Raw genomic sequence first — 24,256 nt, 5'->3', positions numbered from 1 at the left:
GCCAGCCTTGACGGATACGGCGGTACTGAGGGGACCTGATGGGGGCCGGGCTACTCGAAGACGACGACGGTCTTCACCCAGCTCCCGGGCTGCGATGAGAGGACGCGCATGCGCTCATCCCGGAGCGCGATGGCGGCGGGAGTGCCGGTGCGGATGCGCTGCATGACACGCGCGAAGAAGGGCCCGGCCTCGGCGTCCGGGATGTCGATGGGCGAGGCGATGACGGCGCGCGCGCCGGCCTCGGCGAAGGCGACCGGGAGGCTCCACGGCGCGTGCAGGTAGGGCGCCGTCCGCGCGGCCTGGCACGCACCGAGCAGCACCACCGGCGCGCCCTTGAGCTTCTGCCGCCGCACCTCGCCCGCGGTGAGCGCGTAGCGGCCATCCGCCTCCGGCGACATCACCAGCAGCGAGGCGTCCGACACGCCCAGGTTGACGAGGCCGTGCGCGTGGATTTCCACCTCGGTGGCGTCCGCCAGCTCCGCCAGCAGTCGCGACGGCGTGGCGGCCGCACCCGTCAGCTCCACCCGGCGCAGCGACGGCTCCGCGGGCAGCGACCAATCCTGCAGCCGGGGCAGGTGGAGCGAGGCGGGCGCCTCCACGTCGTAGACCACCAGGGGCCGGGGAGCGGACACGGCCGGCGACGCGCGCTTCGCGCCCGTCTCGTAGCTCCAGGCGATGTCCGGGGGCAGCAGCCCCGCCTGCCCGTGCACGGGGTAGCGGGCGAACACGCGCACGTGCTCGCAGGGCTTCAGCGCGGCGGCGATGTCGGCGGGCACCAGCTTCGTCACGTCGAAGTCCGGCGAGCGGCGGCTCGCCTCGGCATGGCCGAGCAGCTCACCGGATGCGCCGCGCGCCGCCACCAGGATGCGCTCGTCATGCACCTCCACTCCCAGCTCGCAGCGCGAGGGCACGTCCGCGCCCAGCTCCTCCGAGAAGAGGGCCAGCGCCCCTGCCCAGTCCTGGCGGCCACCGGCGTCCAGGATGAGCGAGGAGTAGCTGTACGCGCGCGCCTTCGCGGCCACCGGGTCGTCCGGACCCAGCCGGGCGCCGTCGGCAATCGCCTTGCGCAGCAGGGCACGGCCGGCCTCCGGGTCACGGGTGATGACGGCGCGGCCCTCGATGTGCGTGGCGGCGACGCGCTCACCGGGGCGCAGCCAGCCCGCCGCGTCCAGCTTCTTCAGGCCGTCGCGCACGCGCTCCACGTCGTCCGGGCGCGGCGCCAGCCGGGCGAGGTCCGCCAGCACGAAGGCACCGTTGAGGAAGAAGGGCACTTCGCACGCGGGCGCCTCGTCCAGCTCCGCGCGCGCGTCGTCGGGGCGCAGGGCGAAGACGTACAGCGACGCCAGGCTCTCGTGCACGTGGCGCTGGGCCGCGCAGCCCCTGTCCCGCAGGGCCTGCTCCTGGAGGTACGCGCGCGTCAGCGCGAAGGCATTGCGGAAGCGCGCCAGGTCCCCCATCACCAGCAGCAGGTCCGCCTGCAGCGTCCACTCCTGCGTCTGCCGCGCCCACTGGAGGCCGGCCAGGACGTGCTCGCGCGCATCCACCAGTCGGTGCTCGTCTTTGTAGATGTGCGCCAGCAGGTGCTCCATCTGCCCGCAGCGGTAGTCCGCCTTCGCCGCGCGGCACTCCGGCAGCGCGCGCAGCAGCCGAGCCTCGGCGCCGGCCAGGTCGCCGCGCGTGTATTCGCCCAGGGCCCGCTCGCGCTCCGCGTTGAGCGTCAGCCACGGGTCGTTCAGCGCCTTCGCGGCCTTCGTGTACTCGGCGAGCCGCGCCGGCAGCTGCCCCGTCAGCGGCAGCACGCCCAGCAAGATGTCCGCGTGCGCGGAGGCCGAGAGCTCCTTCACGTACGCGTCCAGCTTCGAAGCGTCGAAGGTGCCCAGCAGCACCTCGCGAAAGCGTTCCGCCAGCGGCGCGCGGCGGCGGAAGTCCAGGCCGGCCACGCTCGTGGCGTAGCGCTCCATCGTGTCCACGCCGTAGTGCGTGTCCAGCACGCGGGCCAGCGGCAGGAGCGCCTTCACGCGCTCCGCGGACGGCGCGGACCACACGGCGATGTTGAACCAGTTGCGCGCCGTGCCCGGCACCGCGCGGGCCAGCGCCTCGGGAAAGGGCGTGCCCTCCAGGGCCAGCGCCTTGCCCGCCTTCTGCGCGTCGTCCCACGTGCCGCGCTGGCCATCCAGCCGGCGGCGCAGCGCCGCGGCGCGCTCCTTCGCCTCCTCCGCCCAGCCCGGCTCACGCAAGGAAGCCACCGCGTCGAACGCGTCCGCCGCGAGCGCATCCAGCCCCAGCTCGCGCAGCACCAGCGCGCGGTTCCACAGCGCCTCCGGGTGCTGCGGCTGCTTCTCCAGCACGCCGTCGAGCAGGATGAGCGCCTGCTCCAAATCCCCCTTGGACAGCGCCACCACCGCCTTGTCGCTGTCCACGTCCGGCGAGGCCGGCGCGCGCTGGAGGTACTCCGCGGCCTGCTCACCCTCGCCGCGCAAGAGGTGCCCGGTGGCCAGCCCGTGGAGGTCCCCCGCCTCCTCGAGCTTCGCGAGCTGCTGCAGCGGCACCAGCTCCTTCGGGCGCTCCTCGCCGGAGCGCAGCACGCCGTAGGGCCGGTGCGCGCTGGCGCCGGACCAGGACAGCCGCGCCTCCAGCGAGCGCGTGGGCGCCAGCGCCAGCGCGACGTGCTCCCCCTCCTGCACGTCCGCGCCCGGCGAGCGCAGCACCACCACCGTGAGCACCGCCGCCAGCGAGCCCACCAGCGCGAGCCCCGCCACACGGGCGCGCCGCTGGCTCCACGCGGGACGGAAGGCCCGCGAGGGTGCGGCATCCCGGCGCGTCTGCACCGGCTCTACCGTGCGCGCGTCCAGCTCCGACAGGCGGCCCCCGAGCGCCTGGAGCTGGAGGATGTCGTCGAGGTCCGCCTGGCACTGCTCGCAGGTGGCCAGATGGATGCGGAAGTCATCCGCCTCCTCCGGGGACAGCTCGCCGTCCGCGAAGGCGTGGACCTGGTCGTGGATGTCCATGGGCTCCGGCGCGCTCATGTGCCCTCCCCCTCGCCCGGGGGCGTGGGCATGAGCAACTCCTTCAGCTTGCGGCGCGCGCGGATGAGCCGCGTGCCCACCGTGGCCTTGGGGATGCCGAGCCGCTCGGCGATTTCGATGTACGAGCGGTTCTCCAGCGCGTGCATCCGGTACACCGTGCGGAACTCCTCGGGAATCTTCTCGAGCGCCTCGCGCAGCTGCTCCGGGCTGATGGAGGCCCACGCGGGGGCGGCCTCCACCTCGGGCGCGGCGATGCGCTCCTCCACGTCCTCCGCGGACACGTCCGCGCGGCGCTCGCGCGTGCGGGAGCGGCAGCGGTCGATGAAGAGGTGGTGGAGGATGGTGAGCAGCCACGCGCGACCGTCGGTGCCCGGCTTGTACCGGGCGAGGTTGCGCAGACCGCGTTCGAAGGTGTCCTGGACGAGGTCGCGCGCATCGGTGGCGTTGCCACACAGGCGCATGGCGGTGGCGTGCAGCGCCGCCTCATGCTCCCGGGCGAAGGCCGCGAACCACCGGCTGTCCAGGGTCGGGGATGAAAGAGGCCTGCTATCCACTCGGGGTGCAGGCTGACCCGTCCGGTCCTGGCCCGTCAAGCTCCGCTTCAGCAGCGAGCGAGCGAACAGCAGGGATGGTTGCAGGGCGAAAGCGTCCATGGCGGTCGCTCTCACAACGGCCCCCTCCCACCATCTTCCCGGACTAGAATTTCCGGGGCATTTTCCCGGCCCCCTCCCCAGGCGCCCGGGCAGGCGTTTTCCCGTCTCCTTCCCGGGACTTACGGGCCGCCCGGCCGCCCCAGCCTCATGCGTTGCGCCGGACGATATCGGCGTTGAGCACGTTGGCGAAGCCCACCCAGGCCAGGTAGGGCGCCACCATCCACGCGGCGGGGCGGTCCACGTTGCGCGAGGTGGCGACGTACGCGCCGATGCTCCCCAGCAGCGCGAGGTTGTCCACCAGCGCGCGGCGTGGCTGGTGCCTGCCGAAGAAGAGCCAAGACCACGCGGCGTTGAGGCCCAACTGCACGCCCCACAGCGTCAAGGCCTTGGAGCGTGACGCCCCGGCGGGCGCCGTCCACACGCGCCAGCCCGAGAGGGCAATGAGGCCGTACAGCACCGTCCACACCGGGGCGAACACCTTCGCTGGCGGCTGATAGGGCGGCTTGCGCAGGCGCTTGTACCAGCGCTGGTCCGCGGAGCTCTGCCGTCCGCCCAGCAGCGCCGCGCCCACGGTGAGCGCGCTGAAGGTGCCCAGCGCCACCACCGACTCCGTGCGCAGCGTGGGGTTGAGGGCCGTGCGCATCACCGGGCCCGGCACCGTCCGCGTCGTCGGCTCCAGCCTCGTCGTCTCCATCCGCATCCTCCCGTGGCCGTGGCCGGAAAGACCCGACAGGCGGCCCGCCACTGTCCGGTGGAAGGTGGTGTCGGGCCAGCCTCGCCGCCAGCCCGGGTGTTGGCGGTGTACAAGGGAAGTGCCCTTGCGGAACGAAGTGAACGCTCCTCACGAGCGTGCGGGGTTCGGGAAGCACGCCACGGGCGTGCTTAGCTGTAGCTCTGGAGGTGTCACATGGCGAGCGCGGAGGAAGTCCTCGGCTTCTGGTTTGGCCAACCGCCGAACCCCGTCCTCAACCCCGCCAGCGCCCGCCCCCGGGATTATTGGTGGGAGCGGAACGCGGACTTCGACGAGGCGTGCCGCCGCCGCTTCCTGGATGCCCACGAAGCCGCCGCCTCGGGAGCACTGGATGCGTGGCAGGAGGAGCCTCGAAGCTGCCTCGCGCTGGTGCTGCTGCTGGACCAATTCCCCCGCAACCTCTTCCGGGACACGCCCCGGGCCTTCGCCACGGACGCGAGGGCGCGCGAGGTGGCGCGGGGCGCACTGGCGCGCGGGTTGGACCTGTCACTGCCTCCGGTGTGGAGGTGGTTCCTGTACCTCCCCTTCGAACACAGCGAGGAGGCGCACGACCAGCGGTTGGCCGTGGCCCTCTTCGAGATGCTCGCGCTGTACCACCGCGACAGCCGCGAGACGCTCGACTACGCCCGGCGGCACCGGGACGTCATCGAGCGCTTCGGCCGCTTCCCCCACCGCAACGTGGCGCTGGGGCGCCCGTCCACTCCGGAGGAAGAGCGCTTCCTCCAGGAGCCGGGCTCGCACTTTTGACGCGGGCTACACCGTGGGCGTGAGGCCGGGGCCGGCCTCGGCACGGGGCACCGGTGTGGCGCGCGCCTCCAGGGTGACGCCCGCGGACAGCCAGTTGCGCACCATCGTCAGGTGCTCGGCCTCCGCGTCCAGCGCGAGCTGGAAGCGCTCCGCCAGGGTGTCGTGTCCCAGGCCGCGCGCCAGCTCGATGAGCATCTCCCAGCCGGCGTTGTCCGTCAGCTCCGCCACCAGCAGCGCGGAGAGCGTGTCGCGCAGGTTCATCCGCGGGTCGCTGACCACGGCGGGAATGCCCATGGACGTCACCGCCGCCACGTCCGCACACGGCGTCATCACGGTGGGGTCCGCGCCCAGCTTCGTCAGGGACTCCGTCACGAGCCCGAAGTGGGACAGCTCGTCGTTGAGGATGCGCTCCAGCCCCTCGCGGGTGGGGCCGCCCTCCCAGCTCCCCAGGACTTCGAGCTTCGCGAGCGCGCCCTGGTAGAGCCGCACGCCGGTACGCTCGAAGGCGGCGCGCTCTCCGAGCTTGTCGATGAAGACGGTGGGCTTGGAGCCCTTGAGCATGTCCACCGCCGTCTTCGCCACGCCCTTGAGGCTGGCCGGAGGCGGCACGCTGCCGATGCCCTCCGTCTCCCGCGCGTACTGCTGGCGCACCTTGAGGAGGAGCGACTCGTCCCCGAGGTGGCTCGGCTGCCGCGCCTTGGCGGCCTGGGTGATGTCCGCGCTGTCCACGGGCGAGGTGGCGATGCCCGTGCGGTTCATGCCGATGTCGCTGGTCGTCTTCTTCATGTCAGTGAACCTTCTTTCCCGCGAGCACCGAGCCCATGCGCTGCGCACGCGCCGCGAGCTCCGTGCCCGGAGTCCATTGGTAGCCGGCCGCCACCGTCTCGGAGGGCGAGCCGTCGGAGTTGAGCTGGTCGCGATAGACGAAGGAGCGGTGGTCGCGCGGCAGCTCCGCCATGCGCAGGTAGTCCGCGCCGTTGGAGGCGAGGTCCTCCTCTTCGTTCAGCGTCTTGCGGACGAACTCGCGGTGCTCCTTGAAGCCGATGGGGTCCGGCAGCGTCTTGGGCAGGATTTCCGCCGCGTCGCGCCCCTCCGCCTGCTGGAAGAGCTGAATCACGTGGTGGAGCTGGCCCAGCTCATGGTCGGTGAAGCGCTGCCATATCTCCTTGATGCGCGGGTTCTTCTCGTACGCGAGGCAGGAGTAGAAGTTGTAGACCTGCATGCACTCGTGGAGGACGAGCCTCTCGAGGATGGACTCATCCGGGTCCAGCAGGGACTCGTACATGGAGGTGTGCTGCTCCTCGATGGCGGCAATCTCCGCGTAGAGCTGGCGCGCCACCGGGTCCGCGAAGAACGGCCCCACCGTCATGTAGTAGTCGTGCGTCTGGTTCTCCGCGGCGGTGATGCTCATCGCGTGAATCTTGGTGAGCGGCGCGGCGGTGCGCTTGTCGTACGGCCGGCGCAGGTCATCCAGCGGGTAGCGGTGCTCCACGGAGGTGGGCCGTCCGGGAATGATGTCCGTATAGGACTGGGTGATGTTGTTGGGGTCCTTCCCCTCCAGCCGGTCATAGAGGGCGCCGTACCGGTACAGGTGGTCGAAGTCCTCCAGCAGGCCGAAGCGGTACGTCTGGGCGAGGTACGGGTCCGGCTCGCGCAGGGCGACGCTGGCCGTGACTTCAATCGCCACCTGCTCGAAGCCGAGCGTCGTCTCCAGCGGCGTCTGGTCCGGAGGGTTGAGCCAGTTGATTTGCGTCTGCTCGAACTGCTCGATGCGACGGACGATGGCGAGTTGCTCGCGCAGGTCGCGGTTCAGGCGGGCGATGGCGTGCTTCGTGCGCAGCGCGTCCGCCATGATGCCGTTCATGTAGATGACGCACACGCGGGTGAACGCGTCATCATCCAGCTTGCTGTAGGGCCGTCTGACGAGGTCCTTCCAGGTAAAGACCTGGCGGTCGAGCGGGACGCCTTTCTCCTGAAAGATATCCAATGCCACGTGGGACTCCTTTGCGCGGGGCCGAGGAAGGCGTGGAGCCTTCCGACATCGGCGCTAAAGGTCCGGATGGAGCAGGAGGGCGGCAAACCCGGGGCGTGTCGCCGCCAGGGCGGCGTCATGGATTGCGACGGCCTGCCCGCATGGCTGCCTTGGACAGACGTCCAATGGATGCGCGGTCCTTCGCTACCAGCGCACGGACATCGTTCCCACGTGGCCGCCCTCGCTGATGACCGCGGGGCTGATGGAGCCCGTCGTCACGCCGCACGCATCGAAGAGCAGCAGCAGCAGCGAGCCCTCCCACGCGGCCAGTGAGATGGCGTTCATGCGGTATGTGCTGCGCAGCCGCAGCGAGCCGGACGTGGGGCTCTCGGGCGTGTAGTGGAAGTCCAGCCCCTTGAAGAAAGGCCGGGTGATGGACGCGAGGTGCGCGGAGAGGCGGCGCGTCCATCAGCTTGCGCACGTGCTCCGGCACCGCGGCGGAGACCTCCGCGCGCAGGCCCATGGCGTCCACCGCTCCCAAGTAGGCCCGGAAGAGGCCTCCAGTGATTTTGTCCGTGTCGTCCGCGCTCACGCTGAAGCCCCCTCCGTGTGTAGCGCCGCACCCGAGAGAATAGAGCGAAGCGGAGGACGTCCGAGAAGCCGGTGGCCCGCCTGTTCGTCGGGTGGACGGGCAGAGCGCGGCTCTAGAGGGTTTTGCAGGGCTCGCACGGCGGGCTGCCGGGCATGGCGGGGACTGGGGTAATGTGAAACACAGCACGCTTCGCAAGAGGGGGCCGTGGCAGCCGAGCGCATGAAGATTCTGCGGTTGCGGTGGCGCAACCACTGGAAGCAGATGCTGGGTGTGGCGGCGCTGACCACCACGCTCGCGGCGGTGTGCCTGTGGCTGGGAGACATGTCGCCAGGCGGGTGGCTGCAGGACGCGGAGCGCGGCGCCTACGACAAGGCCGTCACCACCTTCACCGCGAAGGATGGGAAGTCGCCCCGGGTGGTGGTGCTGGCCATCGACCAGCCGAGCCTGGACGGCATCCGCGCCAACCCGCAGTACGCGCGCAACTACGGCAATTGGCCCTACAGCCGGAACCTGTGGGCCCGCGTGGTGGAGCAACTGGAGGCCGAGGGCGCGCGCGCCATCGTCTTCGACGCGGTGATGGACGAGCGCTCCACGGACCCGGCCATGGACATGGCCTTCGCGCAGGTGCTGCGCGACACGCGGGTACCCTTCTTCCTGGGCGTGTCCACCAACGCGAATGCCCTCCCCCTGCCTCGCGCGGACTTCGACGCCGCGCCCCCACCTGCTCCGCCCGCGCCCTCCGCTGCGCCGGTGGCGTCCACCGGGGATTCACTGCCGACGGAGGCCGTGCCCTCGGCTCCCGACAACGGGAAGTCCTCCGCTGGAGACGAGACGTTCCCCGACGAGGGCACCGCTGAGTCATTCGAGGACGTGGAGGAGGAGCAGGCGCTCCCGCCCGTCACGCCGGAGGCCATGGCCCGCGCCCTGGCCTTCCCGGTGCGCGCGGAGGGCCACGCGTTGACACCGCTGGTCCAGGAGTCCACGCACGGCAAGCCGGAGCCGCACTATCCGGTGCAGCCCATCTCGGTGTTGGTGGGCGCCATGGATGGCTTCGGGCTGGTGGACCAGGAGCCGGACCCGGACGGCGTCATGCGGCGCACGCGCTTCGTCTACACGGACGGCACCAACACGTACCCGACGTTGCCGGTGCGGGTGGCGGCGGGGCTGCTGGGCGCGAGCGCGGTGGAACTGTCCGGACGGACGCTGCGGCTGGGCTCGCGCACGTACGCAGTGGACGCGCATGGCGGCACGGCCATCGACTTCGGCGGCGACTTCCTCGAGCGCTTCGAGGTGGTGTCGCTCCTCCAGGTGCTGGACGCCTGGGTGCTCCGGAGCCAGGGCCGGCCCACGGGCTTCGCGCCGGGGACGTTCAAGGACAAGGTGGTGGTCATCGGCGGCAACGCGGTGGGGCTGAACGACGTGAAGGCCACGCCGTTCTCCCCCGCGGCGCCCGGTGTGCTGAAGCAGGCGGTGGTGCTGGATACGCTGCTGGGCGACGGCCGCTTCTTCACCCAGGCGCCCCTGTGGATGAACCTGGTGCTCGTCTTCCTGGTGGCCTTCGCGTCCGTGGTGCTGCTGATGACGACACAGTGGACGCCGCTGGAAATCGCGTGGCCGCTGGCGCTCTACCTGGGCATGCACCTGGTGACGGGCCCCGTCCTCGCGAAGACGGGGACGTACCTGCTCACCGCCCTGCCCTCGCTGGCGGGCATGCTGGCCAGCGCGGCCGCGGTGGCCTTCAACCACCTGGAGGCCAACAAGGAGGCGAAGTTCATCCGCCAGGCCTTCAGCCGCTTCATGGAGCCGAAGCTCGTGGAGCAGATGATTGCCCAGCGCGAGCTGCCCCGGCTGGACGGGGAGCATGTCGAAATCAGCGCCTTCTTCAGCGACATCCGCGGCTTCTCCACCTTCAGCGAGCGCTTCAAGGACAACCCGCGCGACCTGGTTCGCATCCTCAACACGTATCTGACGCGGGTGAGCGGTGCGCTGCTGAAGGAGGGCGGGTGCCTGGACAAGTACATCGGCGACGCGGTGGTGTGCCTCTTCGGCGCGCCCATGCGGCAGTCGGACCATGCGCTGCGCGCCTGCCGCGGGGCGCTGGCGGCGAAGGCGGAGGTGGACCGGCTGCGCGAGGAGTTCCGCGCCAAGGGCATGCCGGACGTCTACACGCGCATCGGCGTGAACTCGGCCGTGAACTTCGTGGGCAACTTCGGCAGTGAGCAGCTCTTCAGCTACACGGCCATCGGCGACGGGATGAACCTGGCCGCGCGGCTGGAGGGCGCGAACAAGGCGTATGGCTCGGTCATCATGATTGGCCCGCGCACATACGAACTGGCGAAGGAGCACATCGAGGTACGCGAATTGGACCGGGTGCGCGTGGCGGGCAAGACGGAGGCCGTCACCGTGTACGAATTGCTGGCCCTCAAGGGCGGCCTGGACGTGCGCAAGCGGGTGACGGTGGAGCGCTACCACGCGGCGCTGGCGCTCTACCGCGAGGCGCGCTTCGCGGAGGCCGCGGCGGTGCTGGAGACGCGACGGTTGGAGGACCCGGAGGACGGGCCCACGCAGGCGCTGCTGGAGCGCTGCCACAAGTACGCCAAGGCGCCCCCGCCGGAGTTCGACGGGGTGGCGAGCCTGGACAAGTAGAGCGGTGAAAGGAGTCGGGGAGACATGGGCAACAGAACGAGCGCGGCCCTGTTGGCCGCGATGCTGGCACTGGGGATGCCGGGCGTGGCGGGGGCCGTGAAGGTCGGCGGGCTGCTGTACGTGAAGGCGAAGAACACGCGAGTGATGGAGAGCCCGTCTCCCACGGTCAACGCGGTGGTCATCCTCCAGCCGGGGGAGAAGGTGACGTGGCAGGGCGCGGACTCCAAGCAGAAGCAGTGGCACCGCGTGACGACGCAGGCCGGGAAGAAGGGCTTCGTGTTCCAGACGAACCTGTCCACCACCCCACCCAACATGGAGCTGGTGACGGACAAGGACGGCAAGCAGCAGCTCGACCCGAAGCAGTTCGTCGCCAGCGGCGCCGCGGTGAAGGCGCTCAGCCCGGGTGCCGAGAAGTACGGCAAAGGCAAGAAGGGCGACTATGAGAAGGCCGTCGCGGACATCAAGGCGCTGGAGAATCGGAACAAGGAGCAGATAACGCCCGAGCGAATCACGGCGCATGCGACCGAAGCCGGGCTCTTCCCGGTGGTGGGGCCCAGCGACACGGTGGCGAAGAAGGGCTCCACGAAGAAGGGGGGCAAGTAATGGGCTCGCGACTGGCGATTCTCGCGGTGCTGGGCGTGGGCGCGATGACGGCGTCCTGCCGTGGCCTGGACCTGAACACCCTCGCCAACAAGGGTGTGACGGCGGCCTCGCATCTGGAGACGAGCGCGGAGGAGGCGAAGGAGTGCAACAAGCTGGATGTCGAGCCCGCCGTGGAGGAGGAGTACGCGCTCGGCGGCACGCTGACCATCCACTTCGTGCAGCGCGGCGGCGGGCTGATGTACTCCTCGGAGGAGGACAAGCGGCTGCACGACTACGTCAACATCGTGGGCAAGAACCTGGCGGCCCAGTCGCTGCGGCCCACGCTGAAATGGACGTTCGGCGTGCTCAACGACACGGAGCAGTTCAACGCGCTGTCCGCACCCGGAGGCTACGTCCTCGTCACGCGGCGACTGCTGATGGAGCTGGACAACGAGGGACAGCTCGCTGGCGCGCTGGCGCATGAAATCGCCCACGGCGTGCTCAAGCACGCCATCCGCAAGTACAACGAGCAGAAGGTCTCCACGTGCAAGAAGGCGAAGTGGGGGGAGGGAATCGGCAAAGCCATCCTGTCCGCCACCAGCGTGAACACCCTGCTCGCCGCCCTGGATGCGGGTGGAACGCTGGACCTGGACAACGAGCCCGGTCTGCTCGAGTACCTCACGGAGAAAACCCTGGCCGCCTTCGATGACGGCAACGCGCCGGAATTGGAGTTCGAGGCGGACCGGATGGCGGTCCAGCTCATGCTCTCCGCGGGGTACGACCCGGCGGACTTCCTCGGGCTCATCTCCAAGATGACCGACGTGAAGAACCAGAAGAACCACCCGAAGAAGCAGGAGCGGCGCGACAAGCTCGTCGCCTACCTCGACACGCTGAAGGGCAAGGCGGGCGAGTTCCCGGAAGTGGCCACCGAGGGCCTGCGCTCGCCGCAACTGAAGCAGCCGGACTTCGCCGTCATCAAGCCGGCCACCGGCGTGGCGAAGGACGTGAAGTAGGCGGCTCCGAGGGGCGCGCGGCTACTGCGAGCCGCCGCCCCCGCGGACCCACTTCACCTTGAGGACCGGGTCCAGCTTGTACGCGCACGTGTCGCTGTCGAGCTTCGCCGAGTCCTTGATTTTGAGGTTCACCACGGCGCGGTGCTGGCTGCCGGACTCGATGCTCAACGGATGGAGCCCGCCGGAGAGCTTCAGGCCCGGGTCGACGGTGCTCGCGGGGACGCTCAAGTCGCACGCCGCACCGTCCTGCTCCAGCACGGCTCCGGGGAGATGGGCGCGCCCGCCATCGGGCGCGGTGTCTGTCTTCAGCTTGAGGCGGACCTGCGTCAGCTTGCCCGCAGGCAGCGAATAGCTTCCGAGCGGCCACGCGGCGCCGCCACGCACCGTCATCACGTCGAAGGTGTGGTCCTCCGTGGTGAGCAGGTACCAGCCGTCCGAGGTGTCCTCCACGTCGTCGCTCCGCACCTCGTCGGGGGCATCATTGCCCGCGATGTGAGCCCAGATTTCGTCCACGATGATGTTCAGCTCCCGCACGGTGGTGAGGTCGGACGGGGTCGGGAGGAGGCGCGAGTTTTCTCCGAGGTCATCGCTGGTGACGGAGAGGCTGAGCTCTCCTCCGCCACAGGCGGCGAGCAACAGCGGAGCGGCGAGGAGCGAGCGCTTCATGAAGACCCCCGGGACGACGTCGCACGGCGGCGACTCCGGGGAGACCCCGCACGTGGAGGGCCGGCCACCCGGCCCGCACGGTGGTGGCTCACCGAGAGCAGGCAGGCGCGGCAGACCCCGAGCGCGGTAGAGCGGCCACCACTCCTGACGGTTCCACCCGGGTCGGAGCAGGCAGGCATGGCCTGCTCCGCGCGATGACTCGCGGGAGCCGCGAGCCTTCAGCGAATCGCGGCCTGGCTGAGCGCGCGGTGCACGGACTCGAGCGCCTTGCGCGCCTCCAGCAGCTCCGCGCGCTCGGCGGTGAGCGAGGCCACCTGATGGGCGAGCACGTCTCGCTCACCCTGGAGCGCCTCCACCGTGCGGCGCAGCGAGACGGACTCGTCCTTCGCGGTCTCCAGCTCGGTGGCGAGCCGCTCCTCCTCCGCGAGGCTGTCCACCAGCGCCTGCTTGCCGCGAGCGACCTCGTCCTCCAGCTCCTGCCGCTCGCGGGCGGCGGCCTGCAGCGCCTGCCGCGTCTCCTGGAGCGACAGCAGCGCCTCGTCGCGCTCGCCCTCCAGCGCGGACAGCTCGCGCTCCAGGTCGGCCAGCAGCTTCACGCGGCCTTCCATCTCCGTGGACAGCCGGCGCGCCTCGTCCATGCGCAGCCGGGCCTCCTCGGTGGCCTTCTCCGCCTGGCGGCGCGACACCTCGAGGTCCTGCGTGAGGGACAGGTTCAGCGCCTTCACCTTCACCAGCTCCGCCTGGAGATGGGTGATGCGCTCCACCGCGCGCTGACCGGCCTCGGCCACGGTGGCGGGCAGCGGCTCCGGGCGCGGATTCTCTCGCACCGCCTTGAGGCGCGCCTTCAGTCGCTCGCGGCGCTCGGCGGAGTCCTGGACGATGTCCTCGCGCGGCGAAGCGGGCGTCTGCACCTCGACCTCCGCGGGCGGAGCCTCCACGCGGGCCACGGGCTCGGCGACGGTGGTGGTGACGTGCGGCAGCGAAGCGTGACTGGAGGCCTGCGTCATGGGGTGCGCCTCCGGAAGGTGTCCGCCAGCAAGGCCATCCAGGTGCAGCGCCGCGGGCGGCGCGGCGAAGGTGACGGGCGTGGCCATCGGCTCGGGCGCATGCACGGCCTCGGGCGCCGGGGGCGGCGACGCGTAGGTGACGGGCGCCGCGTGCGCGACGGGCTCATGCGCCACGTGCGCGGCGGCGGCTTCCGGCGCGCGCAGGGCGGCGTCCACGGCCTCGGCGGCGGTGGGGCGCGGGGCGCGGGCGCGATCGATGCGGGCGCGGACCTCGGTGGACAGGTCCGGAGCCTCGGCGGCGGGGGCCGGAGCGGCCTCGGCGGTGACCTCGGGCTCCGAGGGCGCGGGCTCGGCCGCGGGGTCGATGAGACCGGTCAGCGCACCCAGACGGAGGCGAGGCTTGGCGCGGGACACGTTCTGTTCGAAGGCTTTCTTCATGGCGGTTCTCAGCCGGCCTGCTGGGTGCCCTTCTTCGGGGCGGCGGCTGCCGCGGCGACCAGTCGCGGCAGGATGTTGTCAATCATGGCCTGGATGTCGGTGGCGCCCTTGGACGTGGAGTCCGCGACGAACACGGGGCGGCCCTCGCTGGAGGCCTGCGCGAACTTGGTGCACTGCCGGATGATGGTGGGCAGCAGGAACTCCGGGTAGTGCGTCTGCAGGGCCTCCAGCGCCTCCTTCGCCAGCTTGAAGGTGGCGTTGAAGGAGTTGACCACGATGAACACGTGGTCGAGCACGTGGTTGAGGTCCTCTTCCAGGCTCTGCACCGTTTCGAACAGCAGCTTGAGGCCGTGGAAGGACAGGAAGTCCGCGAGCACGGGGACGAACAAGTCGTTCGCCGCCATCAGCGCGTTGAGGTTGAGCAGGCCGAAGGACGGGGGCGCGTCGAAGACGATGACGTCGTACTGCGCCTCCACTTCCTTGAGGGCGTTGCGCAGCTTGAACTCGCGGCCGGCCATGGGCATCAGCGCGAGGTCCACCGTGGACATGGTGAGGTTGGACGGGACGAAGTCCAGGTTGGGCAGGGTGGACTTCTGGATGACCTTGGCCAGCGGCGTCTTGCGGACGAGGACGTCCAGGAGCGTCTTCTCGAAGTCCTCACCCTCGTAGCCGAGGCACTTGGTGGCGTGGCCCTGGCTGTCGAGGTCGATGAGGAGCACCGCGTAGCCCAGCTCCGCGAGGCGCCAGGCGTAGGAGGTGGAGAGGGACGTCTTGCCGGTGCCGCCCTTGAAGTTGAGGAAGAGCTGTCGGCGGTGGCCGATGCGCGCCGGGAAGGCGTTCAGCGTGGTGCGCAGGTCCCAGATGTCCTCCGGGGTGTAGGCCTCCTTGCGCGCGCCCTCCGGAATCTGCTTCGGGGACACGCCGAGCATCTCGGCCACCTGCTTGGAGCTGTACGTCGGCGCTTCCATGGACGACCCTTCGCAAGACGTGCGGAACGGCTACCTTGCCTCAAGCGGCGAAGTATTTGTGCCCCCTTCGGACCACCGCTCCCCGGGCGGACAGGAGCGTGAGCGCCTCCTGGGCCAGCTCCGAGGGAGCCGACAGGGCGACCGCCAGCTCGACGAGCGAGCGACCGCGCACCGCCGAGCGGACCTCCGCGAGCATCTGGGAGCAGAGCGCCTCGACGGGAGACGCGGTGGCCCCGGCCGGGGCAGGCCGGGCTGCCGGAGCGGGGGCGGCCTGCGCGGCCGCCGCGGCCTGGGCCTGCACGGCGCCCATGGCGACGAGCGCCGCCTGCACGGGTGAGAGGCGCGAGGCCGGAACCTGGGGAGCGGGCGGGTTGGCGCGAACGTCGGGCACCGATGGGGCGGGCGGCCGGGGCTGCTGCACCGGCGCGGCGGAAGCGGCGGCGAGCCGGACGCTCTGCGGAGGCGCGGCGGAGACGACCTGCGCGGCCGGAGCCACGGGCCGGACGCTCTGCGGAGGCGCGGCGGAGACGACCTGCGCGGACTGAATGGCGGGAGGGGGCGTCTGAGCGCCATTCCGAGGAGGCTGCGCCGGCCCCGCGGATCCGCCCTGCGCATGCCCCGCGGTGGCGAAGGCGTAGACGGGCTGCGCGGCGCTCTGAGCCGTTACGCTGCCCTGGCCGTTCATCGCCTGCACGGATGCGCCGTTCGACGCGGCCTGCATCGCCGCCCCGTTGGAAGCGGTGGCCATGACCTGCACCGGAGCCGCGACCTGCGCCACGGCCTGCACCGGAGCCACCGCCCGGGGCTGCTCCAGCCGCGCGCGCACGGGCTTGATGGGCAGCGTCGCCAGCCGGCGGATCTCCCGGCGACGGTGCGTCTCGTCCAGCTCCACCACGGAGGACACGTCCTGCCCGAGGATCCGCGACAGGCTCTGCGACGCCGCCTTGCGCACGCGAAGCTCACGGTCCGCCAGCGCCCCGAGCAGCAACGTGCGCGCGTTCTCTCCACTCCCCGCCCCCAGGGCCAGCGCCGCCAGCGCACGCACCTCGGAGTCCTCGTCGTGGATGGCCTCCTCGCCCAGCCGGCGCGCCGTCTCCCCCTCCAGCCCCAGCGCCAGCAGCGACGCGCGCCGCCGCACCGAGCGGTCCGGATCCTTCATCGCCTGCGCCAGATGCGGCGCCGCGTCCATCGGCGCCAGCGTCAGCAGCGCCTTCAGCGCGGCGATGCGCACCTCCGGGACCGGCGACGACAACAGCGGCGACACCACCGACGCGCCCTGCTCACGGCACAGCGAGGCAAACGCCTGGAGCAGCGCCACCTGAGCCGCCGCATCCGTCTCCGCATGCAGCGCGGCGGCGAGCGCGGGCGCGGCGGCGGGCTGGGCCAGCGCCTTCAGCCGCTCCGCAGCGCGTACCCGGGCGGCCGCGTCCTGCGCGGACAGCTCGCGCACCGAGAACCCGAAGAGCGTCTCGTCCGTCGCGCCGAAGCCCGCGTGCGCGGACAGCTCCGCGTGCTGCGCAGGGCTCACGCCCAGCCGGCCCTCATGAAGGAAGCGCTGCGCCTCGCGCGCCACTGGCGACAGGCCCTCGCTCCCCTTGTCCGAATCCCGCTCCAGCGCCGCCACGGGCGGCTCGCTGGTCGAACCCGTCGGAGCCTGCACCCGCACCGGCACGGACGGCCCGCGCGCGGGAGGCACCACCACGCCGTGGGCCACCGGCCCCGCCTCGCCGCGCAGCAGCACCTCGCTGCGAAGCTGGGAGATGAACGAGGCCAGATCGAGCCCCAGGTCATCGTCCTCGTCGTCGCGCTCCTGCCCGGACGCGCGGATCCGACTCGCATCCAGCAGCTTGTCCATGAGCTGGAGCCGCTCGCCGCGCAGCGCCTGGTTGAGCCGGCTGAGCTCCTCGCGCTCGGCCTGCATGCGGCTGACGCGCACCTCCAGCTCCGCCACCTCACGCCGCAGGTCGAGCTCGCGCTGGTGCGCCTCGGCCAGCTCGCGCCTCAGGTGCGCCATCTCCTCGCGCGTGGAATGCAGCTCGCCGTGGAGTTGCTCGGCGCGAGCCTCGAAGTACACAATCTTTTCGAGTGCGCTCTTGAGCAGCGCGTCCGGACGCTCGTCGCTCACGACCTCAACATCCCTCCCCGCGAGGCGCGCGATGCACCCCCGGCTCCGAGTCACCGGAGGCATGCACCGGTCTCCCGGTACCCACCGGGGCGCCCAACCTACGTCAGACCTCACGCCTTCGTAAACCCCGGAAACACCAGGGCTTTTCCAGCCCGCACCGAGCGCGTCGTTGACAACGCCGCCAAGGCCGATTTTTCGGCCTCCGCGCCCGTTTCCGCCGCGCGAGCGGAGTGTCCTCGCCGGGCGGGAAACACGCCCGATTCCGGACGCTGCGACACGCCTTCCCGGATGCGCCGGAATGTCAGACCCGACTCGTAGTCTGTGTTCCACGAGGCAGCCAACGGCAGTCACTTCTCCCCGGTGTCTCTCCGCTCGAAAGCGGGGGGTGAAGCCCTCTTTTCGACAGGTTTCCGCACGCCATGGAACAACGACTGGCAACCATCATTGGAAACGCGGTCCGCGCGGCGCGGCAGCGGCTGGAGCTGACCCAGGCCGACGTGGCCGAGCGCGTCGGCATCGCCACGGAAGTGTACGGCCGCCTCGAGCGCGGCCACATGCTGCCCAGCGTCCGCACCCTCAGGAAGCTGTGCCTGGTGCTCAACTGCTCTTCGGACGTGCTGCTTGGCATGGCCGGAGCCGCGGGCGTGGAAGGCGCGCCCACGCTGGCGGAGGATCCGCCGGAGTACCGCGAGCGTCCCGAGGTGCGCCGCCTCCTGCGCACCGTGCGCAAGCTCGATGCGCCGCGCCTGCGGCTCCTCGGACAGGTGGCGCACGCACTCGAGAACTGACGTGTGACATCCCACGGATGACACGTCTTCCCTCTCTTCCAACACACGCGGAAGAGAGGGAGCCGGATTGGACTCGGCCCGGGGCGGGGGGAACCCAGGCCGAGTCGACAGAGGGGGAGCGCCCGCGAGGATTTCGCCTTTGTGCAAGCGCTTGGCGCGTGGAGTGAAGCGGCGTGGCGCGGGCAGGCGTACTGAGAGTCTTCATGACTCGCCGCCCCCTCCCGCCGCCCCCCACCTTCGACCTACCGCAGCTCGCGGTCCACGCGCTGTGGTGGGTCTGGTTCCCGTCCTTCATCCTGAGTTGGGACGCGCTGGGCCTCGCCGGGCGCCTGGGAATGTGCGTGCTGGGCTGGATGGTGCTGTTCTGGAACTACGCCGTCCTGCACAACCACATGCACGTGTCCACGGCCCGCCCGAAGCTGGCGCACTGGGTGGTGTCGCGGACGCTGGGCATGGCCTGCGGCTTCCCCTACCGCGGCTACTACATCCACCATTTCAACCACCACAAGTACAACGACGGCCCGGGCGACTGGGGCCAGCGGCGCCCGGGTGAGGGGGCCATCCGCTACTGCCTGCGCTCCGCGCTGACGCCCTGGTTCTGGCCCTTCGAGACGGTGGGCCAGGTGTGGCGGTTCGCCCAGAAGCGCAACCAGCGGCTGGAGCTGGTGCTGGACTTCCTCTTCGTGGACGGCACGCTGCTGGCGCTCGTCCTCTGGCGGCCGGCGCTGGGCCTGGCGTGGTGGGGCGTGCTGCTGGTGGGACAGGTGTGCATCCTCTGGCTGAACCTCGCTGCCCACTTCGAGACGGATGCCAGCCAGCGTGACGCGCTGGGCAATACGTCCACATCACGTTTTTACAACCTCTTCTTCTTCAACGCGGGCTACCACCAGGCGCACCACCTGAAGCCGCAGATGCCCTGGTTCGCGCTGCCGGAGGCCACCCGGGAGCTCGCCGCCTCGGCCCTGGTCCGTCCAGCGCTCATCACACCGCTTTCACCCATTAATCCGTTCTGGGTGGCCCGAATCGTAAAGCGCTATTCTGCGGAGCCGTGCGATCCGCAGACGGACTCGACGATTACCTCCGGGACCCCCTCGGCCGTTACCTAGTCGGGGAGGGTTTCCTGCACTGGTACGCCTCGGCGGACCTGTGCGGCTTCGTTCTCTGGGGGCGTCCTGGAGAGTCCCAGGTGCGGCGGCTCGTCCAGGTGCTGGACGTGGAGCTGGCGCCGGCGAAGCCCCATGCCTCGCTGGTGGACGCGCGCCGGCTGGAGGCGGCGGACCCGTCCGCCTTCGCGGTGCTGGTGAGGTACATGCAGCCGCGCGAGAAGGCCTTCGGCACGTCCGTGCTGAAGCAGGCCCTGGTGCGTCCGGAGGGCGTCGTCGGCGCGGTGGTGGGCGGCTTCTACACGCTCCTGTCCGGGGCGTACCCCAGCCGCGCCTTCAGCGACCCGAATCAGGCGCTGGAGTGGCTGGGCCAGCCGGAGGCGGTGGCGACGCCGCTGCTGGCCGAGCTGAACAACCTGGTGTCCCAGGCCACCGGCCAGTCGCCGCTCCTGCGCGAGCTGCACCAGGTGATGAAGGGCAAGCTCCCGGACGTGAACCTGGCGGACGTGGCCCGGGAGATGGGCATGTCCGAGCGGACGCTGCAGCGGCGGCTGCGCGAGGTGGGCACGTCCTTCCAGGCGGAGCTGAACGCGGTGCAGGTGCGCATGGCACAGGCGCTGCTCCTGGAGACGGACATGAAGCTCACCGCCGTGGCGGTGGAGGTGGGCTGCGCGTCGCTCCAGCACTTCAGCAGCCTGTTCCGGAAGATGGTGGGCGCGTCGCCCAGCGCGTGGCGCGACATGCAGCAGGGCAAGACGCCCGCGCCCGAGGTGGAGGTGGCGGAGGGCGCCCAGGCCGAAGAGGACGAGGCGTCCAAGTCTCCGTAGCCCGGGGCACGCTCAGGCCGCCGCCGTCCCCTGCGCCGCGGGCAGGCACAGCGTGAAGCGCGCTCCGCCCTCCGCGAGGTTCTCCGCCGCCAGCGTGCCTCCGGCGCGCGCCACGTACTCGCGGCACAGCGCCAGCCCCAGCCCGGTGCCCTTGCCCGGGGGCTTGGTGGTGAAGAAGGGCTCGAAGAGGCGCGGCAGCACGGACTCGGGGATGCCCGGGCCGTTGTCCTCCACGTCCAGGCGCACGCCCGCCTCCGTGGCCGAGGCCCGCATCACGATGCGCGCCGCGCGCCGGGGCTCCGCCGTGTCCACCGCGTCCGCCGCGTTGAGCAGCAGGTTCACCAGCACCTGCACCAGGTGACGCTGGCTGATGCGCACCGGGCGCAGCTCCGGGGCCACCTCCACCACCACCTCGCCCAGGCTGCGCAGCCGCACCGAGGCGAGCCGCCGGGCCTCGTCCACCGCGTCGCCCACCGCGCAGCGCTCGTCGCTGTCCACCGCGTCGCGCGAGAAGCGGCGCAGGTCCGCGACAATCTGCTGGATGCGCTGCACGCCCTGCCGCGTCTCCTCCAGCACGCGCCGCAATTCCTCCACGTCCGGCGCGGGCTCGGCCAGCTCCTCCTCCAGGAAGCCCAGGTTGGACTTCACGAAGGCCAGCGGGTTGTTCACCTCGTGCGCCACGCCCGCGGCCAGCTTGCCCACCACCGCCAGCCGCTCCATCTCCGCGCGGTTGCGCTCGCCCTGGGCGCGCAGGCGCTCGCTCTCCGCCAGCCGTTGCAGCGCCTCCACGCGCTCGCGGTCCGCCTCGCGCTCCGCGTCGCGCAGGCGGCGGAACGTCCTCCCGCCGTACGCGGACACCCACGCGACGAAGGCGAAGGAGAACACCTGCGCCAACGTCGCCTGGGGCGTCGCTCCGGCCCACGCGCACATCACCAGCAGCGCCACCAGCGTCAGCGCGCAGGCCACCAGCGTGGGCTGCCGGTGCCCCGGCGTGAAGACGGCGACGATGAGCGGCACCGCGTACAGGCCCGGGAAGAAGGGACTGGCGAGCCCTCCGGTGAAGTGGATGTCGAGCATCAGCGCGCCCAGGGCCACCAGCGCCGCGAGCCCGCCCGTCACCTGCGACGGCAGCCACCGCCCGCCCACCGCGAAGCCCAGCACGACGAAGATGGCGCCCCACGCCGCGTGGACGGCGAGCACCTCCGGAATCACCCGGCCGAGCGTCAGCGGGTGCGTGACTCCGGCCAGCGTCAGCACCGCCGCGCACAAGAGGAGGTTGCGGCGCCGCAGCCGCAGGTAGGCGTCCAGCTTGGAGGAGGCGTCCTTGCGCAAGAGCGGAGGTCCTGGTGGCGGGGACAGGCCGGAGGAGACTCCGGAAGACAACCCGGGGCCACGGCCTGCGCGGCAGCTTCAGCGACTCTTCGACATGTGGCGCTTCAGGCGGCGCGCCTTGCCCAGCTTCGCGGCCCCGCGCTCGCGCGTCACGCGCTTGTCGGCGGGAAGGATGGGGTCCGGACAGACCGCGCGCAGCCGGCACGTGCGGCACTCGGCGCCGCTCCACACGGCCTCGTAGAGCGCTGTCACGCGGTCGATGACATCGAAGTCCTCGGTGACGAAGCCCAGCTCGAAGTTGCGCGCCGTGTCGGCCTTGGCGCCCAGCCCCGCGCCGGTGAGGTTGGCACTTCCCAGGTACGCCCACGCGCCGTCCACCACCACGGCCTTGAAGTGCACCCGCGGGCACACCTTGAGCCCCAGTCCTCCCGCCACCAGCCGCGCCTTCGCGTCGAAGGCCTCGCGGAACGGACGGCTCGGCAGTTCCGCGTGCAACAGCCGTAGCGCCACGCCGCGCGCGGCCAGCCCGTCCAGCACCTCCACCAGCGGGACGAAGCCGCCTTTGTGCTCCACGAACATCGCCTTCACGTTGGCCGTGGCCATCCACACCGACTCGCGCGCGTGGAGCAGCTTCTCCAGCACCACCTCGCGGTACAGCGCGCTGCCGGACAGCAGCTCGGCTTCAATCGGACGCATGTGGACACAGTCTCTCACCTCCACCCACCCCGCAGCCAATCGCGGGCCGGCTCCGTCGGAAGCCAACAGATGACCGTGAGTCACTTGACGGCTGACCCGGGGTCACCCTATAGCTGACTCATGGTCAGCAACACGGCGGCGAAGGCGAAGCGGGCCGTGCCCCAGCGGGCGCGGAAGGACGAGGACAAGGAGGCGCGCCGGCGGCTCATCCTGGACGAGGCGCTGGCGCTGTACCGGTCCACCTCGTACGCGGACGTGAAGATGGCGGACGTGGCGGAGCGCTCGAAGCTCGCGAAGGGGACGGTGTTCCTCTACTTCCCCACCAAGGAGGCGCTCTTCCTGGCGCTGCTGGAAGACTTGCTCTTCGCGTGGTTCGCGCGGCTGCACGGGCTCCTGGAGCACGGCGAGGGACGGTGGACGGGCGCGCGGATGGCGCGCACGGTGGCCGAGTCGCTGGAGGGCGAGGAGCCGCTGACGCGCCTGTTGGCCATGCTCCAGACGGTGCTGGAGCAGAACGTCACCGCGGAGCAGTTGCGGCCGTTCAAGGAGCGGCTGTTGGGCGCATTGCTGAGCACCGGGGCCCGGGTGGAGCAGCGGCTGCCCTTCCTGAAAGAGGGAGACGGCCCGCGCTTCCTCATCCACCTGCACGCGCTGGTGACGGGGCTGCGGCAGATGGCGGACGTGGCGCCGGTGGCGCGCGAGCTGCTCGCCGAGCCGCACCTGGCCCCGCTGCGCGTGGACTTCACCGGCGAGCTGACGGCCGCCCTCACCACCCTGCTTCGCGGGCTCGAGTCCCGCTGAAGCCCTTTCGCGGTCCCACACACCCCTCTCGCCACACTTCCAGGAGCGCGCCCATGCTTGAAGCCGTCCCCTCCCCCATCGACACGAAGCCCTCCGCCCTGGTCGAGCGCATCCGCTCCGTCTTCGAGGCCCAGCAGGCCAATCGGTGGCCCATGTCGCGCACCACCGCCGCGGAGCGCATCGCCCGCCTGAAGAAGCTGCGCGAGGCGATTGTCTCCCGGCGCGACGAGCTGGCGGACGCCATCCACCGCGACTTCCGCAAGCCCGCCATGGAGGTGGAGCTGACGGAGGTACACCCCACGCTGGAGGAGCTGAACCACACGGTGAAGCACCTCAAGTCGTGGATGAAGCCCACGCGCGTGGGGACGCCGCTCTTGCTCGCGGGCTCGTCCAGCCACGTGCGCTACGAGGCGCGCGGCGTGGTGCTCATCCTGGCGCCGTGGAACTACCCGTTCCAGCTCCTGATGGCGCCGCTCATCGCCGCCATCGCCGCGGGCAACACCGTCATCTGCAAGCCCAGCGAGAAGACGCCGAACACCTCGCGCTTCCTCGCGTCGCTGGTGAAGGCCGTGTTCCCGGAGAATGAAGTGGCCCTGTTCGAGGGCGGCGCGGAGACCGCCGAGGCGCTGCTGGAGCTGCCCTTCGACCACATCTTCTTCACCGGCAACCCGCGCATCGGCCGCAAGGTGATGGAGGCGGCGGCGAAGCACCTCTCCAGCGTGACGCTGGAGCTGGGCGGCAAGTCGCCCGTCATCATCGACGAGACGGCGGACCTCACCGCCGCCGCGGAGCGCATCGCCTGGGGCAAGTTCATCAACGGCGGCCAGACGTGCGTGGCGCCGGACTACGCCTTCGTGCACGCCTCGCGCGAGCGCGAGTTCCTGGACACGCTGAAGGCCGTCATCACCCGCTTCTACGGCGGCACCGAGACGGAGCGTCAGGCGAGCCCGGACTTCACGCGCCTCGTGGACCCCGTGGCGTGGCGGCGCGTGAAGGACCTGGTCGACCGCTCGGTGGCCGTGGGGGCGAAGCTGGAGGTGGGCGGGGCGGCGGACGGGCCCTCGCGCTACATCGCGCCCACCGTGCTGTCGGGCGTGAAGGCGGACATGCCCATCATGGAGGGCGAAATCTTCGGGCCGGTGCTGCCGGTGATGACCTACCAGAAGCGCGAAGAAATCTACGCGCACGTGCAGGCGGGCGGAAAGCCCCTGGCGCTCTACATCTTCAGCCAGGACAAGCGGGCGATTGAAGACGTGTTCCGCAACACCACGTCCGGCGGCGCGGTGGTGAACAACGTCCTCATCCACGTGGCCAACCCGAACCTGCCCTTCGGCGGGGTGGGAATGAGTGGCCTGGGGCACTACCACGGCGTCTACGGCTTCCGGACCTTCAGCCACGAGCGGGCCGTGACGGTTCAATGGATGAAGTCGCTCGCTTCGGTGTTCTTCCCGCCGTATCGAGGGAAGGTCCAGGAAATGGCCTCCCGCGCTACCCGGCTGATGGAGTAGGCAAGACAGCCGGTT

General features: G+C 70.8%; 21 protein-coding genes. 9 read left to right on the top strand and 12 right to left on the bottom strand.

All coding sequences use genetic code 11. The features are described from left to right. Nucleotides 1-50 precede the first annotated feature (50 nt). The 3 genes from ACVTJA_RS05070 to ACVTJA_RS05060 all read right to left on the bottom strand — a co-directional run bounded on the left by ACVTJA_RS05070 (nucleotide 51) and on the right by ACVTJA_RS05060 (nucleotide 4,373). Nucleotides 51-3,026, bottom strand: a complete 2,976-nt coding sequence (locus ACVTJA_RS05070) for a CHAT domain-containing protein (protein WP_465834256.1) — start codon at nucleotides 3,024-3,026, stop codon at nucleotides 51-53. Beyond that, complete coding sequence (locus ACVTJA_RS05065; RefSeq protein ID WP_465834254.1) at nucleotides 3,023-3,679, bottom strand: RNA polymerase sigma factor; 657 nt, start codon at nucleotides 3,677-3,679, stop codon at nucleotides 3,023-3,025. The genes ACVTJA_RS05070 and ACVTJA_RS05065 overlap by 4 nt, the downstream gene beginning before the upstream one ends. A 145-nt stretch (nucleotides 3,680-3,824) precedes the next feature. Beyond that, nucleotides 3,825-4,373, bottom strand: coding sequence for a TspO/MBR family protein (locus ACVTJA_RS05060; RefSeq protein WP_465834253.1), 549 nt, complete (start codon nucleotides 4,371-4,373; stop codon nucleotides 3,825-3,827). 213 nt (nucleotides 4,374-4,586) lie between these two features. Between ACVTJA_RS05060 and ACVTJA_RS05055 the strand changes: the two genes are divergently transcribed. Then, on the top strand, nucleotides 4,587-5,177 hold the full coding sequence (locus ACVTJA_RS05055; protein WP_465834251.1) for a DUF924 family protein: 591 nt from the start codon (nucleotides 4,587-4,589) through the stop codon (nucleotides 5,175-5,177). 6 nt (nucleotides 5,178-5,183) lie between these two features. On the opposite strand, the gene ACVTJA_RS05050 is transcribed toward ACVTJA_RS05055, so the two are convergent. The 3 genes from ACVTJA_RS05050 to ACVTJA_RS05040 all read right to left on the bottom strand — a co-directional run bounded on the left by ACVTJA_RS05050 (nucleotide 5,184) and on the right by ACVTJA_RS05040 (nucleotide 7,494). Next, a complete protein-coding gene (locus ACVTJA_RS05050) occupies nucleotides 5,184-5,963 on the bottom strand; it encodes a ferritin-like domain-containing protein (RefSeq protein WP_465834250.1) in 780 nt (259 codons plus the stop codon). 1 nt (nucleotide 5,964) lies between these two features. Continuing rightward, nucleotides 5,965-7,170, bottom strand: coding sequence for a hypothetical protein (locus ACVTJA_RS05045; RefSeq protein ID WP_465834248.1), 1,206 nt, complete (start codon nucleotides 7,168-7,170; stop codon nucleotides 5,965-5,967). Nucleotides 7,171-7,353: 183 nt separating this feature from the next. After that, the gene (locus ACVTJA_RS05040) at nucleotides 7,354-7,494 is read right to left on the bottom strand and encodes a hypothetical protein (RefSeq protein ID WP_465834247.1); all 141 of its coding nucleotides are present in this window, start codon (nucleotides 7,492-7,494) and stop codon (nucleotides 7,354-7,356) included. Between the two features lie 451 nt (nucleotides 7,495-7,945). On the opposite strand from ACVTJA_RS05040, the gene ACVTJA_RS05035 reads away from it, so the two are divergent. The 3 genes from ACVTJA_RS05035 to ACVTJA_RS05025 are packed head-to-tail and all read left to right on the top strand — an operon-like array spanning nucleotide 7,946 to nucleotide 11,982. Further along, nucleotides 7,946-10,387 (top strand): CHASE2 domain-containing protein, encoded by a 2,442-nt coding sequence (locus ACVTJA_RS05035; protein ID WP_465834246.1) that lies wholly within the window; start codon nucleotides 7,946-7,948, stop codon nucleotides 10,385-10,387. A 24-nt stretch (nucleotides 10,388-10,411) separates the two neighbouring features. Further along, entirely contained in the window at nucleotides 10,412-10,990 is a 579-nt protein-coding gene (locus ACVTJA_RS05030; RefSeq protein ID WP_465834244.1) for an SH3 domain-containing protein, read from the top strand. Beyond that, on the top strand, nucleotides 10,990-11,982 hold the full coding sequence (locus ACVTJA_RS05025) for a M48 family metalloprotease (protein WP_465834242.1): 993 nt from the start codon (nucleotides 10,990-10,992) through the stop codon (nucleotides 11,980-11,982). The genes ACVTJA_RS05030 and ACVTJA_RS05025 overlap by 1 nt, the downstream gene beginning before the upstream one ends. Nucleotides 11,983-12,003: 21 nt before the next feature. Here ACVTJA_RS05025 and ACVTJA_RS05020 read toward each other — a convergent pair whose 3' ends face one another. From ACVTJA_RS05020 to ACVTJA_RS05005, 4 genes are all read right to left on the bottom strand, one after another. Then, nucleotides 12,004-12,648, bottom strand: a complete 645-nt coding sequence (locus ACVTJA_RS05020; protein WP_465834240.1) for a DUF4382 domain-containing protein — start codon at nucleotides 12,646-12,648, stop codon at nucleotides 12,004-12,006. A 218-nt stretch (nucleotides 12,649-12,866) separates the two neighbouring features. Then, complete coding sequence (locus tag ACVTJA_RS05015; RefSeq protein ID WP_465834238.1) at nucleotides 12,867-14,093, bottom strand: extensin-like protein; 1,227 nt, start codon at nucleotides 14,091-14,093, stop codon at nucleotides 12,867-12,869. 8 nt (nucleotides 14,094-14,101) lie between these two features. Continuing rightward, entirely contained in the window at nucleotides 14,102-15,061 is a 960-nt protein-coding gene (locus ACVTJA_RS05010; protein ID WP_465834236.1) for a ParA family protein, read from the bottom strand. Between the two features lie 40 nt (nucleotides 15,062-15,101). Next, entirely contained in the window at nucleotides 15,102-17,186 is a 2,085-nt protein-coding gene (locus tag ACVTJA_RS05005; RefSeq protein WP_465834234.1) for a HEAT repeat domain-containing protein, read from the bottom strand. Between the two features lie 419 nt (nucleotides 17,187-17,605). Here ACVTJA_RS05005 and ACVTJA_RS05000 point away from each other — a divergent pair, with 419 nt between their 5' ends. From ACVTJA_RS05000 to ACVTJA_RS04990, 3 genes are all read left to right on the top strand, one after another. Then, nucleotides 17,606-17,974: a helix-turn-helix transcriptional regulator gene (locus tag ACVTJA_RS05000; protein WP_465834233.1), complete on the top strand. Its 369-nt coding sequence runs from the start codon at nucleotides 17,606-17,608 to the stop codon at nucleotides 17,972-17,974. A 203-nt stretch (nucleotides 17,975-18,177) separates the two neighbouring features. Beyond that, entirely contained in the window at nucleotides 18,178-19,080 is a 903-nt protein-coding gene (locus ACVTJA_RS04995) for a fatty acid desaturase family protein (RefSeq protein WP_465834231.1), read from the top strand. A gap of 80 nt (nucleotides 19,081-19,160) precedes the next feature. Beyond that, nucleotides 19,161-19,904, top strand: a complete 744-nt coding sequence (locus tag ACVTJA_RS04990; protein ID WP_465834229.1) for a helix-turn-helix transcriptional regulator — start codon at nucleotides 19,161-19,163, stop codon at nucleotides 19,902-19,904. Nucleotides 19,905-19,916: 12 nt separating this feature from the next. Here the strand turns inward: ACVTJA_RS04990 and ACVTJA_RS04985 are convergent, their stop codons facing one another. Next, entirely contained in the window at nucleotides 19,917-21,236 is a 1,320-nt protein-coding gene (locus tag ACVTJA_RS04985; protein WP_465834228.1) for a sensor histidine kinase, read from the bottom strand. A 78-nt stretch (nucleotides 21,237-21,314) separates the two neighbouring features. Then, nucleotides 21,315-21,932: a phospholipase D-like domain-containing protein gene (locus tag ACVTJA_RS04980; RefSeq protein ID WP_465834226.1), complete on the bottom strand. Its 618-nt coding sequence runs from the start codon at nucleotides 21,930-21,932 to the stop codon at nucleotides 21,315-21,317. A 120-nt stretch (nucleotides 21,933-22,052) separates the two neighbouring features. Here ACVTJA_RS04980 and ACVTJA_RS04975 point away from each other — a divergent pair, with 120 nt between their 5' ends. Together ACVTJA_RS04975 and ACVTJA_RS04970 are read left to right on the top strand one after the other, a co-directional pair. Next, nucleotides 22,053-22,733, top strand: a complete 681-nt coding sequence (locus tag ACVTJA_RS04975) for a TetR/AcrR family transcriptional regulator (RefSeq protein WP_465834224.1) — start codon at nucleotides 22,053-22,055, stop codon at nucleotides 22,731-22,733. Nucleotides 22,734-22,786: 53 nt separating this feature from the next. Beyond that, entirely contained in the window at nucleotides 22,787-24,241 is a 1,455-nt protein-coding gene (locus tag ACVTJA_RS04970) for an aldehyde dehydrogenase family protein (protein ID WP_465834223.1), read from the top strand. Nucleotides 24,242-24,256: the final 15 nt, after the last annotated feature.

Source organism: Pyxidicoccus sp. M6, from assembly GCF_055568925.1.
The sequence above is the reverse complement of the archived record's forward strand: the minus strand, read 5'-3'. Positions and strand labels throughout refer to the sequence as shown.